The sequence below is a fragment of the Salinisphaera sp. S4-8 genome, from assembly GCF_040361235.1.
Lineage (GTDB): Bacteria > Pseudomonadota > Gammaproteobacteria > Nevskiales > Salinisphaeraceae > Salinisphaera.
In genome coordinates this window covers 1-13,514 of record NZ_APNF01000020.1, presented here as the reverse complement: position 1 = coordinate 13,514, position 13,514 = coordinate 1, and the positions used below count along the sequence as shown (strand labels likewise).

Below are 13,514 nucleotides of genomic sequence, written 5' to 3'. Positions count from 1 at the left end.
AAGAGGTATTTGCATTATGCAGTCCAGTGAATTGCTGAAACCGCGCCTGGTCGAGGTGGAACGGGCGAACGAGCGGCGTGCCAAGATCGCACTTGAGCCGCTCGAGCGGGGCTACGGCCATACGCTCGGCAACGCGATTCGGCGGATTCTGCTGTCCTCGATTCCCGGGGCGGCGATCACCGAAGTCAAGATCGATGGCGTGCTGCACGAGTACACCACAGTCGAAGGTATGCAGGAAGACGTCATCGACGTCCTGCTCAACCTAAAGAACGTCGCGGTGCGTATGCATTCGCGTGACGAAGCCGAGCTGCACCTGCACAAAAGCGGTGAAGGCCCGGTCACGGCGGGCGATATCACGACCGATCACGATGTCGAAATCGTGAATCCGGATCTCGTGATCGCCCATCTGACCAGTGGCGAGCTGCGCATGAGCATGAAGGTCGAGCGCGGCCGTGGCTATCAGCCGGCGCAGAGCAAGTCGGAGCCCGGTGAAGAAGACACCGGCGCCAGCGAAATCGGCGCGCTGCGTCTTGATGCGAGCTTCAGCCCGATTCGTCGCGTGAGCTATGCGGTCGAGCGTGCGCGTGTTGAACAGCGCACCGACCTCGACAAGCTCGTGCTGGATATCGAGACCAATGGCAGTGTCGAGCCGGAAGACGCGGTACGTACCGCGGCGGCCACGCTTTACGACCAGCTGTCGGTGTTCGTCGATCTGGAAGCGCGCGAGGAGTCGACCCGCAAGGGCGAGACCGGCAAGACCGATCCGACCCTGCTCAAGCCGATCGAAGACCTCGAGCTGACGGTGCGCTCCACCAACTGCCTCAAGGCAGAAGACATCCACTACGTGGGCGATCTGGTTCAGCGTACCGAAACCGAGCTCATGCGCACGCCGAACCTCGGCAAGAAGTCGCTGACCGAAATCAGCGAAGTCTTGGCAGAGCACGGTCTCAAGCTCGGTATGACGGTCGAGAACTGGCCGCCGGCCGAACTCGAAAAAGCCTAGCGTTTTTTCGCGAATATAGACTAAGGACAGAGCTATGCGTCATCGCAAGAGCGGTACTAACCTGGGGCGCGAATCCTCCCATCGCGCGGCCATGATGAAGAACATGTCGGCGTCGCTGTTCAAGCACGAGCTGATCCGCACTACGCTGCCCAAGGCCAAGGAGCTGCGGCGCGTGGCGGAACCGCTGATCACGCTTGCCAAGACCGACAGCGTGGCCAACCGTCGCCTGGCGTTCGCGCGTCTGCGCGACAAGGAAGCGGTCGGCAAGCTGTTTGGTGAACTCGGCACCCGTTATGCGCAGCGCCCCGGTGGCTATCTGCGTATTCTCAAATGCGGTTTCCGCCCTGGCGACAATGCGCCCATGGCGTATGTCGAACTCGTCGATCGTCCGATCGTCGAAGACGACGAGGACGAGACGCTGGAAGCCTCTGCCTGAGGCGGCCAACGCGTAATGCAAGAAAGCCGGCCTAAGCGCCGGCTTTTTTGTGGGTAGAATATGTGCGCTGCACCAATGCAGCGTTTGTCTTTTTGGGGGTAACGAATGATCTTGACTCGCGGTGTTCGCGTAGCCTGTGTGCTCGCGCTGGTATGGACTGCTCCGACGGTGCTGGCCGATACCGTCTATCTGCAGGATGGTAGCCAGCTCAATGGGCGCATCGTGTCGCTTTCGGCTGACGATGTGGTTATCGATACGCAGTTTGCCGATACACTCACCATTGCCCGCGATCAGGTACAGGGTCTGGCGAGCGACGGCGCGCTGGCCGTACGGCTTGCCGATGGCCGCCAGACGCAGGCGCGGTTTGCCTATGGTGCCGACGCCGACGAGCAGCGCGTGCTTGTGCAGGACGAGGGCGCTGAGTCCGTATCCACATTGGCGGACGTGGCCGAGATTGCGCCGAAAGTGGTGGATGCCCAGCAGGAAGAAGACGACGGCTACGAGCTGCCCAATGCCGATAGTCTGCCGCCTGAAAATGGCGATTTCTGGTCCGGTAGCGTGGAGGTGGCGCTCAACGGCAAATCCGGTAATACCGATACCAGTTCGCTGTTGACCAAGGTCGGCGCGTTGCGGGATACCGGCGATACGCGATTGTCGCTGGCAGCCTCTGCTGACCGCGAGGAAGAAGACGACGAAACCACGGCCGAGGAGTACCTCGGCAATGCGCGCTACGAAAGCGACCTAACGCCGCGGTTGTTCTGGTTCGCGCAACAGGAGCTGGAAAAGGACGAGTTCGAGGAGATCGACCTGCGTTCGCGTACGCTCGTTGGTCCGGGGTATTTCCTGGCCCGGCGCGATCGCCTGACCTTCAAGGTGCGCACCGGCGTGGGCTATCAGCATGAGAAATACACGACCGGCGGCGACAGCGGCGAAATGATCTTTTCCGCGGGCTGGGACTACGCCCAGCTGGTCGGCGACTGGCTCAAGCTGACCCACGACTTCACCGTCTACCCGGAAATCACCAACAGCCCCAGCGATAACTTCATCTTCGAATCGGCACTGGGTGTCGAGGTGCCTATCGCCAACAGTGACGCGTGGCACCTGCGTGCCGGCCTCGATCACGAGTACAACAACAACCCGGAGCCGGGGGTCGAGGAACTCGATACCACCTACAACCTCGGCATAACCCGCAGTTTCTAGGGCGCGTCGGCCTCGACCTGAACAAGGTAGGGCGTCGCGCTGTCCAGGCGTAGCGCGCTGAGCTGGCCGCCCCAGGCCGCGCCGGTGTCGATGCCCCAGACGCGGTATTGCGGCCAGGCGACCTGTTCGAGGGCCGACCAGTGGCCGAACACGATACGTTCGTGCCCTGCCGCGCGGTCCGGCCAGGCGAACCAGGGCACGAGTGAGGACGGCGCGTCGGCCAGGGTTTTCTTGTAGTCCATGTCCAGCCCGCCATCGGGCGTGATGAAACGCTGGCGGGTCAGGGCGTTGGCGATATAGCGCAGGCGTTCGATGCCGCTGAGTTCCGGGGCCCAGTGGCTGGGTGTGTTGCCGTACAGGCCGGCGAGAAAGTCGCGATGATCGGGTCCGCGCAATGCCGCCTCCAGTTCCTGGGCACGGGCCTGGGCCTCGGCGACGGTCCAGCTCGGCGGGATGCCGGCATGCACCATGGTCCAGTCCAGCGCCGGATCGCGATGCAGTAGCGGGCGATGACGCAGCCAGGCGAGCAGGGCGTCGCCGTCGCACGCTTCGAGGACTTCGCGCAGTCCCGGCTTTGCTTTTTCAATGGCGTCGTCGCGCTGGGCAAGGGCGAGCAGGCTCAGATCGTGATTGCCCAGCACGGTAATCGCGCGCTCACCGAGGGCGCGCACGCGGCGCAGTACGCCCAGTGAATCGGGGCCGCGATTAACCAGGTCGCCCACGAACCAGAATGTCGGATCGTCGTATTCGGTGGACAGGCGATCAAGCAGGCGATCGAGCGCGTCGGCCGCGCCGTGAATGTCGCCGATACAGAATATTGCCACCGCTTGCTCCTCGTCCGAAGGCCTAGGCGCGTATTGTAGGCCGGTATGCGAAGCTGTCTAAATGCGCCGTGGGGCTGTGCGCTCGAATGCGTCGCGCACAGGCGGGCAGGGCCTGTTTCAGCTTGGATCACGATAGGCCGATAATCAGAGGATGCGCCCGGCTTGCCGGGCCTGCGATAGCGGGGCGAAGCCCGCGGGGTAAAACGATGAACAACGGTTTTTTTGCGCGCTATCAGCGCGGTGCCACCATGATCGAGTATGCCTTGATCGTTGCTGTGGTCAGCATCGCGATCGTCGTGGCGGCCAGTACCATTTTCGAAGACGGTATCCAGCAGGTCGGCACTCAGATCAGCAATGCGCTGTCCGGTGACAGCGGCACGGGCGCCGGCCCCTGACGGGGGGCCGCCGCCCCGGCGCGTTCAGGGTGGCGAGCGCTGATATGGGCGAACGAACAAAGCCTGCCGGGTTGAATGCCAGGCGCGCGTGCATCCCTGCGTTGCGCTGTCGCGGTGCGGCGATGATCGAATACGCCGCCATGCTGCCGTTGATGATCGTGATCACGGGCCTTGTGTTCAGCGGCGCGATTTATGCGGTAACCCAGTATGCGCTGGGCCAGGATGTGGCCCAGGCTGCAGGCCGCGCGGTCCAGGTGGCCGTGCGTACGCCGGCATCCCGGTATTGCCAGGCGGTCGAGGCGTTCGTACGCGATGCGCTCGACGCGCAGGCGCCGTTCTATGCGTACTACGTACGCGATCTGCGCACCACCCAGGTGTCGATTGGCTTGACCGATACCACGCCCGGCCAGCGCGTGTTGAGCGTGCGCCGCGAAGGCGATTTCGACCTGTTGAACAGTCGTGACCGGGGGCTGGCGCTGACGGTGGCCGGCCAGGCCAGCGTCGTGTTGCCGGGGCCTGCGGCCGACAGCGCCTGTGGTGATACGCCGTGAGTGGCGGCCAGCGCGGTGTGGCCGCCTTCGAGTTCGTGCTGTCGCTGCCGGTACTGATTCTGGGCCTGTTCGTGGTGCTCTATTACGGCTATGCCTTCGTGCTTTATCGCATCGGTCTCGATGCTGCCTATATCGGGGCCCAGGCCGCGGCCACGCAGTCGCCGCTGGCGGGCACGCCGGGCAACGCCGCCCAGGCTGCAGCAACACGGGCGCTGGCCGGGTATGCTGAACAAAATACCAAGGGTGACGCACAGGACGAACGACGCTGCATGACCCCGGCGGCCACGGCGGTTGCCGTGGGCGACGGCGAGTATCGCTACCGGGTCGCGATCGATTTTCAGGCCTGTCGCGTGCTCGACGCGCTGAGCGTGGAGTTGCCGTTTATCGGGCGTTTGCCGCCGGCACCGGGGCCGCTGTCCGTGACCGCCAACGTGCGCCTGTAAACATCGCGCCAGGCAAGGGGATAAAAAATCATGAGTTCATCGGCCTTGCGAACCTTCGCCGTCGCGCTGATTGCTCTGGCGTTGCTGTTCGCGGCGCTGGCCTATGTGATGAGCCGGCCGGCGCCGGATGCGCGTGATCAGACCGATGTCGTTGCCTCCGAACCCGAGCGGGTATTGGCCGTGGTCGCGGTGCGCACGCTTGATCCCTATCGCGCGATTACTGGCGAGGATGTCGCGCTCGTGCCTATTGCCGTGGAACCCGCGCAATACTATCGCGACACCGCCGACGTGATCGGGCGCACGCCGGTGCGTCGCGTGGCCACCGGTGTGCCGGTAACCGAGGAAGCCTTCGGTCGACACAGCGCGCTTGCCGAAGCCATCCCACCGGGCACGCAGGCAATTTCGGTCGACGTCACCGATGTCGTGGCAGTAGGCGGCTTCGTGCAGCCGGGCGATTTCGTCGACGTGCTGCTGTATCTGCGCGCCAGCGGCGCCGATGTCGAGCACAGCCAGGCGCGTGTACTCATGCGTGATATACGCGTACTCGCCTACGAGGACGAACTGATCAACAGCGACGTCGCGCCGCAGCAGGCGACATCCGGCGGCACACGCGGCGAGCGCACGGTGGTACTCGCGGTTGAAAACAGCCAGACAGCCAAGCTCATGCTCGCCGCGAGCCTGGGCGAATTGCGGTTGGCCTTGCGAGCGGCCGCGGCCAACACTGGCGATCGGCGCGGCGCGGCCGATACCGAAACAAACACGCCAACCCGTACCGCAAACCCGAACGTGATCACACTCGCGGAACTGGCGGCCCTGGGCGACTCGCCAGCACGCGCGCGCGGCGCCCAGTCGCCGGCGAGGCGCGCGCCGGCCGCGACCATCGAAGTCTACGAAGGCACGAAGGCAACGCGTATTCAGCGCCCCTAACCCATGCATACACAGTTGTTAACAAACGCAGATACACGCGCGCGTCGACCTGGCCGGCGCGCGCTTGGCATCGCTTGTCTATTGGCGCTGCTATTGGTCGTGTTCGGTCGTGCCCTGGCTGCGCCCAATACCGTGGCCCTGACGACAACCGCGACGATACAAGTCGGCATTGGCGAGCAGCAGGTGGTCGCAACACCCGGCGCGATCGAACGCGTAGCCATCGGCGATCCGGAAACCGCCGCCGTGAACGTCATCGATACGCGTCAGGTCATGCTCACCGGCAGGGCGCGCGGCGATACCAGCCTGCTGGTCTGGGTCGATAGCCGTAAACGCCCACTGCGTTTTGCCGTTGCGGTCGACGACGGCGAACGCCCCGGGGTCTTGATCGACGAACAGCGCGCGGTGCTGCCGACTCAGGTTCAGGCCGATATACGCATTGCCGAAGTCAGCCGGCGTGCCCTGCGCCAGATCGGCTTCAACTTCCTGAGCAACGCGGCCGGGGAATCGGCGTTGGCAGTATCGCCGCCGGGCGCCTCGGCCGGCATCGACGGCGTCGGGGGCAATGTCGATCTGTTATCCAATACCGGCTTTCAGCCGATCGGCGATGCCTTCAATCTGGTCCTGACCGATAGCGCCAAGAATACCGCCGGGCTGTTGAGTATTCTCGAGCGCCAGGGGCTCATGCGGACCCTGGCCGAGCCGTCACTGGTCGCCATGAGCGGACAGACCGCCTCTTTTCTTGCCGGAGGCGAATTCCCTATCCCGGTCACCCAGGGCGGCGGCAGTGGCGTGGGTAACAACGCCGTGACCATCGAATTCAAGGAGTTCGGCATTCGGCTGTCGCTCACGCCGACGGTATTGCAGCAGGACCGCATCGTGCTGAAGGTCGCCCCCGAGGTCAGCGAGCTGGATTTCTCCGCCGGGGTCACGCTGCAGGGCATTACCGTGCCCGGCATTCGCGTGCGCCGAACCGACACCACCGTCGAACTCGGCGATGGCGAGAGCTTCATTCTCAGCGGCCTGGTCGACCAGAACATGGCCGCCACGGTCGACAAGGTGCCGTGGCTGGGTGATCTGCCGGTGCTGGGGGCGTTCTTTCGCAGTACCCGCTACGAGCGCAGCAATCGGGAGCTGATCATGATTGTGACCCCGCATCTGGTGGCGCCGCTTCGGCGGGGTACCGACGTGCCGCTGCCCGGGCGCGAATACGAGGGCTACGATCCCGGCAACGGCGAGTTGTTTCTGCTCGAAAAAGGTGATTTCGAGCCACGCACCGGCGTGACTGGTTTTTCGCGCTGACAGGCAAGGACATGGCGCTACAGGCATTGTTATTCGCAGACGCCGCCGGCTGGCAGGCCTGGCTGGGCCGCTGTCTGGGTGACGATATCGTCGTACTGCCCGCGGATGCGAACGAGCCGCAGGCCTGTGTGGCCGAAGTCGACGACACGCCGGATATTGCCGTCGTGTTCGTCGCCTTTGGCGAGCGCGACAACAGCCGCGGGCTGGCGATGATCGAGCAGCTCGTACGTGCTCATGCGGCATTGCCTGTGATCGCGCTGGGCGCAAGCGACAATAACGCCGACGTGCTGGCTGCAATGCGCGCCGGTGCGCGCGATTTCTTCGTGGCCGGGCGCGATGACGCGCGTGCCCGCAGTCTGCTCGATCGGGTGCTCGAAAACGGGCCGGCCACGCCGCGCCGCGCGCCCGCCGGCGGCCAGGTGGTCACGCTGTTCAGCGCGCCGCAGTCGCCGTTGATCGCGTTCACGGCGGGCCATATCGCCTTTACGCTGGCCGCCGCCAAGGCCCCCGCGCAACGGGTGCTGTTGTTCGATCTGTCGTTGCCCGGGGGCACCGCGCCGATCCTGTTCGACGCCAGCCACGACTACAACGCCCTCGATATCCTGCGCGATGTCGAACGCTGCGATGAAACCCTCGTCGACAGCGCATTTCAGCGCCTGGATAACGGTACCTACCTGCTGGCCCTGCCCGAAGGCTTCGACTGGGCACAGATGCCGCGGGCCGGCTTCGATCTGGCGCGCCTGCTCGAGATCTTTCGTTCGCTGTTCGATTATGTGGTGATCAGTGTCGATGCCGGCCTGGGCCCCGAGCGGCTGCAGACGCTGGTCGGCCACAGCGACCGTGCGCTGCTGGTGTCGGACCAGTCGGTGCTGCGCAGCCGCCAGAACAAGACACTGCTCGACGTGCTGCGCCAGCGTGACGCACGTATCGACGATATCGCGCTTGTGATCATCAACTACCGCGCCGAACTGGGGCTCGCGCCCGAGCGTCTGGCCGAACTGCTGGACCTGGAGCTCGCCGCGACCATCGGCGGCCGGCCGGCGCAACGAATCGCGGCCATGAATGCAGGCGAATCGATGTTCGCGCATGCGCCCAACGATGGCTTTGTACACGATATAACCCGTCTGACCGAACGGATTGTGGGGGCCGATGTGTCGCCGCCGCGCCGGCGCCGCGGTCTGGCCGCGTTGTTCACCCGCGCGAGTCGATAATGAGCGATAGCGACCCGGCATTCCGGCTCTCGGCGCGTTATCAGCAGCTCAAGGGCGCATTGCATCTGCACCTGATCGCACTGCTGGAAGATCGCGGTATCGATATCGGGCACTGGTCCGATGCCAAGGCCGCCGAGTTCATGCGCGCCCAGGCGCGGGCCTATGTCAACGAACACCGGATCGCGATCAACCAGCACGAAATTCATTGCCTGGCTGACGACACCCTCGACGAGTTGATCGGTTATGGGCCGATCCAGCCGCTCATCGACGATGACGAGGTCGACGATATCGTCATCAACGGCCCGGCCCAGGTGTATACCGAGCGTCACGGCCGGCTGGTTCGCGAGCCGATCCGGTTTGCCGACGACAGCCATATTCTGCGTGTGGCCCAGCGCATTCTCGCGCCGCTGGGTCGGCGCCTGGACGAATCCACCCCCATGGTCGATGCCCGCCTGGCCGATGGCAGTCGTGTGAATGCGGTCATTCCGCCGCTGGCGCTGGACGGGCCGTGCGTATCAATCCGCAAGTTCGGCCGGCATGTGCTCGGTGTCGACGAGTTGGTGGCCAGCGGTTCGATCTCGGCCGAGATCGTGGATTATCTGCGCGAACGGATCGCCGCGCGCGACAATATCCTCGTGGTCGGCGGCACCGGTTCGGGCAAGACCACGTTATTGAACATGATCAGCCAGTGGATCGACGACGGCGAGCGCATCATCACCATCGAGGACGCGGCCGAACTGCGCCTGGCGCATCCGCACGTCGTGCGTCTGGAAACGCGCCCGCCCAATCTGGAAGGCGAACGCGCGGTCAGCGCGCGCGATCTGCTGCGCAATGCCCTGCGCATGCGCCCGGATCGCATCATCCTCGGCGAAGTGCGTGGCGATGAAGTACTCGACATGCTCCAGGCCATGAACACCGGCCATGACGGGTCCATGACCACGTTGCACGCCAATAGCTGTCGGGACGCGATTCATCGCCTGCAGTTGCTGGCCGGATTCGCCGGGTTTGCCGGCGATGAGCGTATGTTCGTGCAGCAGATCGCCTCGGCACTGGATCTGATCGTGCATGTCGCCCGTCTGCCCGATGGGCGCCGGCGTCTGCGATCGATCGAGCGCGTGGGCGAGCTCGTCGCCAATCAGCTCGCGCTGGATCGTGTTTTCGCCTTCGATGCCGATCACGATCGTTTTACCGGCCCGGCGTCGAACGCGTCATGAGCTGGCTGCTTGCCTGGCTGGCCTGTGTGGCGCTGCTCGGCGCGCTGGCCCTGTTGATCGCGGCGCGCCGGCGGGTGCGCGAACAGCGTCTCGAGCGTCGTTTCGGTCTGGCCGAGGCCGACGAAACCGAACAGGCCGTACTGGGTTATCAACGCCTGCAGCGCATACGCAACCGCCCGCTCAGAGTGCTGTGCAGCTGGTTGTGGTCGGCGGGTGTCGCGGCCACGCCTGCCCGCGTGGGACAGTACGTGGCGCTGTGGCTGGTCGTACTCGTGCTCGCGATTGTAGCGGCGGGTACCACCGGCCTGGCTCTGGCGTGCGCGCTGCCGGTCATCGCAGCGCTGCTGCTTGGCCAGCGCAAACGCGCCCGGCGGGCACGTATCAACCGCCAGCTGCCGGCGTTTCTGGGCCATCTGCTGCGCGCGCTGAGCGCTGGCAATACATTCGAGCAGGGCCTGTATGCGAGTGCGATACAAAGCAGCGAACCGCTGCGTGGCGTGTTTCTGAGCGTATCGCGCCAGATCCGTATGGGCGCGGCGGTCGACGAGGTGCTCACCGACGTTGCCCGTATCCACCAGCTGCGGGCGTTGCATGTGCTGGCCATGGGCGCAGGGGTGAACCGGCGCTACGGTGGCTCCATGCGGCGGGTGATCGCCAGCCTCGTGGATACGATCAGCCAGCAGGAGGCCGCGGCACGCGAACTCAAGGCATTGACCGGCGAAACACGCCTTTCCGCCTATGTGGTGGCCGCGATTCCGGTGGTGATCAGCCTGTTCTTCTATCTGCGCAATCCCGATTATTATACGGCTATGCTCGCCAGCCCCGGCGGGCGCGTGGCCATCATTGTGGCGTTGCTGCTGGAAGCGTTCGGGCTGATGCTCATCTGGCGTATGGTCAGTCGGCTGCAGGCGCCGGCCGCATGAGTTGGGCGGCGTTGTTTTTCGCGCTCGCGGTCGCCACGGTGGTGCTCGCACTCGGCGTCGGATTACTGTTCTGGCTCGAGCGCGCCCGCGAGGCTCGTCTGTACGCGCGCTATACCGGCGTGGCCGCCACCGCCGGCGAGCCTGCCGCGCGCCGCGATCATCCGTGGCTGTCGCGTATGGCCGCCGGTGGTGTACGTATCGAGCGGGCGCTCAATGCCGGCGAGCAAACGCGCACGCTGCTTGCCCAGGCCGGTTGGCGCCAGACCCGCGCGCGGCTGATGTTTCATGCGTTGTCCTTTGCCGTGCCGGTGGCTACCGCGCTTTTGATCACGCCAGTTCTGCTGACGCTGGCGACCGCGCTGACGCCGCCCATGCGCGTATTGCTGGCGGTGATGCTGGTGATCGTCGCATTGCTGTTGCCGCGCTTTGTATTGCGGTGGCGTGCACGGGCGCGTCGCGACCGGATCGAGGCCGATGTGTTGTTGTTCATCAACTTGCTGGTGCTGTTGTTCGAAGCAGGGCTGGGCATGCGGCAGGCGCTGGCCATACTCGCCCGCGATGCAAAGGACACCATGCCGGCACTGGCGGACGAACTCGCGCCGCTGGTGCGCCAGATCGAGGCTGGCGCCGACGCCGATCCATTGCTCCATGAAACCGGCAAGCTGCTCGAAATCGAGGCGTTGGAGAACGTGTTCGCGGTGCTGCGTCAGGTCGAACGCTATGGCGGCGAAATCCGTCAGCCATTGCTCGATAGCCTCAATGAACTGCAATCGCGTCGTTCCATGGCCTTGCGAGAACAGGTCAACAAGACATCCGCCCGTATGACGATCGTGCTCGTGCTGTGTTTTTTGCCGCCGCTGCTGATTTTTATTGCCGGGCCGGCATTGATGTCGATCTCGGCCGCACTGGGGTCATCCTGATGCGTGCGTGGACAACCGGTGGGCTGGCCGTTGGGGCGGTGTGTATCGGCCTGGCCGTGAGCGGCTGTGCGCATGAGCGCGTGGCCGTGACGCCGATGGCCGATACCACCCTCGATGCCGCCCGCGGTCCGCAGGAGAATGCACGGCTGTATACCGATCTCATTCGCGAACTCATCGCCCAGGATCGCCTGTATGCCGCGCTGGCCCATCTGCAGGCACGCGAGCGCGAATTCGGGCCCAGCGATCAACTCCGTCTGCTTCGTGCCGATATCCTAAGACGTATGGGCGACGACGATACCGCGCGCGGGCTGTACGAGTCGTTGCTCGATAGCGACTATGCCGCCCAGGCGAACCATGGTCTCGGCCTTATTCTGATTGCAACGGATCGCGCGGCCGGCATGGCGCACCTGCAACGCGCGGTCGTACAGATGCCGACCAATGCGCGTATGCGTAGCGATTTCGGCTATGCCCTGTTGCGTGCGGGCGAGTATGAAAAAGCACGCCTGCAACTGGCCACGGCCTATCAGCTGGATGAAGCTAACGAACTGAATCGCAACAACTACATTCTGCTACTGTTGGTGACGGGGGCCGATCGGCAGGCCGGCCGTATCGCCGCGCGTGAACAGCTCGACGCCGATCTCATGCGCCGGTTGCGCGAACAGGCACGCAGTCTGGCCAATGCCGACGGCGTATCGCCCATGCGCTCGCAACCGCGCGGGGCGCCGGCGGTCGGGATTGGCGGCGGCGGCGGTTGAGACGGTCGCGACAATCGACGGGGACGACATGAACATACGACGGGCGGGTTTGGCATGCGTGATCGGCTGGGCGGTGAGCTTTGGCGCCGGTGCCGTGGCTCTGGACGCGGTCGGCGAGCGCACCCGTGAGGCCCTGGCCCTGCAGCGCGACGGCCGCGCCGCCGCGCCCACCCGGCCCATGCCCGAGCCGGCTGCCAAACGCAGCTACGAGCGCTATCTGGAGAGCTTCAGCCATCCGATACCCGAGCAGTTCGATCGTAACGACGGTTTCGATGTACGCGATGGCCGCTAGCGCCGGTCCATCGAACCAAAGGCGTAGAAACGCGTGAAAATGTTCGCCGCAAACGACGACAATCCCGCCGGCACGTCGCGCTATGCGTTGTATGCGCTGGCCGCGCTGTGCCTGATCCTGATCGGCTATGCGGCCCTGCGCTCGGTCGAGCTGATCGGCACTGCCCGCAGCCAGGCGCTGGCCGATGCCGAGCGTGCGATCGCTGCAGCCACCGCCCCGCACATCCGCCAGGATCGCGTGCCCGATGCGTTGATTGTGGCCACCGAATCGCTGCTCGGCGAGCCGCAGCTGGGCCTGAACTATGTCACCGTGCGTAACGCACAGAATGTCACGCTGGTTTCGCGGGGGCGATTTTCGGGGCGTTTCGAATTTCTCGGTACCGGCACGGCGCGTAGTCTGCGCAGCTGGGATTATCGGCTGGAATCGGCCGAAGCCACCCAGGCCATCCGTGCCCAAGACGAGGGCGGTGTCATCGGCTTCGCCCAGTTCGGGGTCGATTGGTTCCACGTGTTCGCGAGCGCCGGCGTCGGCCTGATCATCTGGTTGACGGCGCTGCTCGCCGGGCTGGTCGGGTTCTTCGGCGCGCTGGTCGCCAGCACCTCGGCGCGCGAGCAGTCGCCCGCGCCGAGCACAAGCGACACGCCCGGGCGCATACGCAAGCCCGCGCCCCAGGCGAGTACCGCCACCGATACCGCCCGCGCGCCGCTTTCGCGCCTGGCCCGGCGCCGGGGCCGCAAAGCCAGCGAAGACGAATTCGAGCCGATCGTATCCAGCGACAACCGGGCTGCCGGCAAACCGGCGCAACCGATCACCCAGGGCGAACCGGACCGGCCGCAGCGCGCCGAGCCACCGCCGATACGCCAGCCGCAGCGACCCGCGCCAGCGAACGAAACGCCGGCCCCGGGCAACCCGTCCAGTCCGACCCGCGCGCCCGCCGCCGCTGCACAGGCCGAACCGAAGCAGGCCGAACTGAAGCAGGCTGAACCGAAGCAGGCTGAACCGAAGCAGGCCGAGCCGAAGCAGGCCGAGCCGAAGCAGGCCAAGCCGTCCGTACAGCCGCCGCCTTCGCAACCCGCTGTACAGAAGTCGGCGCCGAGCAGGCAGCGTACGCCAGGCAAAGA

15 protein-coding genes and 1 pseudogene are annotated in these 13,514 nt (G+C 65.0%); 15 read left to right on the top strand and 1 reads right to left on the bottom strand.

From position 1 onward, the window contains the following. Positions 1–16: 16 nt before the first annotated feature. The 3 genes from S4A8_RS18430 to S4A8_RS18420 all read left to right on the top strand — a co-directional run bounded on the left by S4A8_RS18430 (position 17) and on the right by S4A8_RS18420 (position 2,639). Positions 17–1,003 carry a DNA-directed RNA polymerase subunit alpha gene (locus S4A8_RS18430; protein WP_353180136.1) on the top strand — a complete coding sequence of 329 codons (987 nt, stop codon included), beginning with the start codon at positions 17–19 and terminating at the stop codon, positions 1,001–1,003. A 34-nt stretch (positions 1,004–1,037) separates the two neighbouring features. After that, positions 1,038–1,439, top strand: a complete 402-nt coding sequence (gene rplQ / locus S4A8_RS18425) for a 50S ribosomal protein L17 (RefSeq protein ID WP_353180138.1) — start codon at positions 1,038–1,040, stop codon at positions 1,437–1,439. 105 nt (positions 1,440–1,544) lie between these two features. Continuing rightward, positions 1,545–2,639 carry a DUF481 domain-containing protein gene (locus S4A8_RS18420; RefSeq protein ID WP_353221266.1) on the top strand — a complete coding sequence of 365 codons (1,095 nt, stop codon included), beginning with the start codon at positions 1,545–1,547 and terminating at the stop codon, positions 2,637–2,639. Here S4A8_RS18420 and S4A8_RS18415 read toward each other — a convergent pair. Further along, the gene (locus tag S4A8_RS18415; protein ID WP_353221265.1) at positions 2,636–3,463 is read right to left on the bottom strand and encodes a symmetrical bis(5'-nucleosyl)-tetraphosphatase; all 828 of its coding nucleotides are present in this window, start codon (positions 3,461–3,463) and stop codon (positions 2,636–2,638) included. The two genes, S4A8_RS18420 and S4A8_RS18415, sit on opposite strands and share 4 nt — an antisense overlap. 206 nt (positions 3,464–3,669) lie before the next feature. On the opposite strand from S4A8_RS18415, the gene S4A8_RS18410 reads away from it, so the two are divergent. The 12 genes and pseudogenes from S4A8_RS18410 to S4A8_RS18355 all read left to right on the top strand — a co-directional run. Next, positions 3,670–3,858, top strand: a complete 189-nt coding sequence (locus tag S4A8_RS18410; RefSeq protein ID WP_353180144.1) for a Flp family type IVb pilin — start codon at positions 3,670–3,672, stop codon at positions 3,856–3,858. 122 nt (positions 3,859–3,980) lie between these two features. Further along, positions 3,981–4,409 carry a hypothetical protein gene (locus tag S4A8_RS18405; RefSeq protein ID WP_353221264.1) on the top strand — a complete coding sequence of 143 codons (429 nt, stop codon included), beginning with the start codon at positions 3,981–3,983 and terminating at the stop codon, positions 4,407–4,409. Continuing rightward, on the top strand, positions 4,406–4,852 hold the full coding sequence (locus S4A8_RS18400) for a TadE family protein (protein ID WP_353221263.1): 447 nt from the start codon (positions 4,406–4,408) through the stop codon (positions 4,850–4,852). The genes S4A8_RS18405 and S4A8_RS18400 overlap by 4 nt, the downstream gene beginning before the upstream one ends. 30 nt (positions 4,853–4,882) lie before the next feature. Then, the gene (gene cpaB / locus S4A8_RS18395) at positions 4,883–5,779 is read left to right on the top strand and encodes a Flp pilus assembly protein CpaB (protein ID WP_353221262.1); all 897 of its coding nucleotides are present in this window, start codon (positions 4,883–4,885) and stop codon (positions 5,777–5,779) included. Between the two features lie 81 nt (positions 5,780–5,860). Further along, positions 5,861–7,078 carry a type II and III secretion system protein family protein gene (locus S4A8_RS18390; RefSeq protein ID WP_353221261.1) on the top strand — a complete coding sequence of 406 codons (1,218 nt, stop codon included), beginning with the start codon at positions 5,861–5,863 and terminating at the stop codon, positions 7,076–7,078. An 11-nt stretch (positions 7,079–7,089) separates the two neighbouring features. After that, positions 7,090–8,289: a CpaE/TadZ family protein gene (locus S4A8_RS18385; protein WP_353221260.1), complete on the top strand. Its 1,200-nt coding sequence runs from the start codon at positions 7,090–7,092 to the stop codon at positions 8,287–8,289. Continuing rightward, the gene (locus S4A8_RS18380; protein WP_353180153.1) at positions 8,289–9,503 is read left to right on the top strand and encodes a TadA family conjugal transfer-associated ATPase; all 1,215 of its coding nucleotides are present in this window, start codon (positions 8,289–8,291) and stop codon (positions 9,501–9,503) included. The genes S4A8_RS18385 and S4A8_RS18380 overlap by 1 nt, the downstream gene beginning before the upstream one ends. Further along, positions 9,500–10,426 carry a type II secretion system F family protein gene (locus S4A8_RS18375; RefSeq protein ID WP_353221259.1) on the top strand — a complete coding sequence of 309 codons (927 nt, stop codon included), beginning with the start codon at positions 9,500–9,502 and terminating at the stop codon, positions 10,424–10,426. The genes S4A8_RS18380 and S4A8_RS18375 overlap by 4 nt, the downstream gene beginning before the upstream one ends. After that, on the top strand, positions 10,423–11,346 hold the full coding sequence (locus S4A8_RS18370; RefSeq protein ID WP_353221258.1) for a type II secretion system F family protein: 924 nt from the start codon (positions 10,423–10,425) through the stop codon (positions 11,344–11,346). The genes S4A8_RS18375 and S4A8_RS18370 overlap by 4 nt, the downstream gene beginning before the upstream one ends. Then, positions 11,346–12,101, top strand: coding sequence for a tetratricopeptide repeat protein (locus S4A8_RS18365; RefSeq protein ID WP_353221257.1), 756 nt, complete (start codon positions 11,346–11,348; stop codon positions 12,099–12,101). Before S4A8_RS18370 ends, S4A8_RS18365 begins: the two co-directional genes overlap by 1 nt. Positions 12,102–12,129: 28 nt before the next feature. Further along, positions 12,130–12,393, top strand: coding sequence for a DUF3613 domain-containing protein (locus S4A8_RS18360; protein ID WP_353221256.1), 264 nt, complete (start codon positions 12,130–12,132; stop codon positions 12,391–12,393). A 39-nt stretch (positions 12,394–12,432) separates the two neighbouring features. Beyond that, positions 12,433–13,514, top strand: a pseudogene (locus S4A8_RS18355) (hypothetical protein); the annotation flags it as partial.

Excerpts from the sequence above, each read along its gene's own strand:
- S4A8_RS18375 (WP_353221259.1), top strand. The coding sequence starts at position 9,500 with ATGAGCTGGCTGCTTGCCTGGCTGGCCTGTGTGGCGCTGCTCGGCGCG.
- S4A8_RS18410 (WP_353180144.1), top strand. The coding sequence starts at position 3,670 with ATGAACAACGGTTTTTTTGCGCGCTATCAGCGCGGTGCCACCATGATC.
- S4A8_RS18420 (WP_353221266.1), top strand. The coding sequence starts at position 1,545 with ATGATCTTGACTCGCGGTGTTCGCGTAGCCTGTGTGCTCGCGCTGGTA.
- S4A8_RS18385 (WP_353221260.1), top strand. The coding sequence starts at position 7,090 with ATGGCGCTACAGGCATTGTTATTCGCAGACGCCGCCGGCTGGCAGGCC.
- rplQ (WP_353180138.1), top strand. The coding sequence starts at position 1,038 with ATGCGTCATCGCAAGAGCGGTACTAACCTGGGGCGCGAATCCTCCCAT.
- cpaB (WP_353221262.1), top strand. The coding sequence starts at position 4,883 with ATGAGTTCATCGGCCTTGCGAACCTTCGCCGTCGCGCTGATTGCTCTG.
- S4A8_RS18370 (WP_353221258.1), top strand. The coding sequence starts at position 10,423 with ATGAGTTGGGCGGCGTTGTTTTTCGCGCTCGCGGTCGCCACGGTGGTG.
- S4A8_RS18360 (WP_353221256.1), top strand. The coding sequence starts at position 12,130 with ATGAACATACGACGGGCGGGTTTGGCATGCGTGATCGGCTGGGCGGTG.
- S4A8_RS18405 (WP_353221264.1), top strand. The coding sequence starts at position 3,981 with ATGATCGAATACGCCGCCATGCTGCCGTTGATGATCGTGATCACGGGC.
- S4A8_RS18380 (WP_353180153.1), top strand. The coding sequence starts at position 8,289 with ATGAGCGATAGCGACCCGGCATTCCGGCTCTCGGCGCGTTATCAGCAG.
- S4A8_RS18365 (WP_353221257.1), top strand. The coding sequence starts at position 11,346 with ATGCGTGCGTGGACAACCGGTGGGCTGGCCGTTGGGGCGGTGTGTATC.
- S4A8_RS18430 (WP_353180136.1), top strand. The coding sequence starts at position 17 with ATGCAGTCCAGTGAATTGCTGAAACCGCGCCTGGTCGAGGTGGAACGG.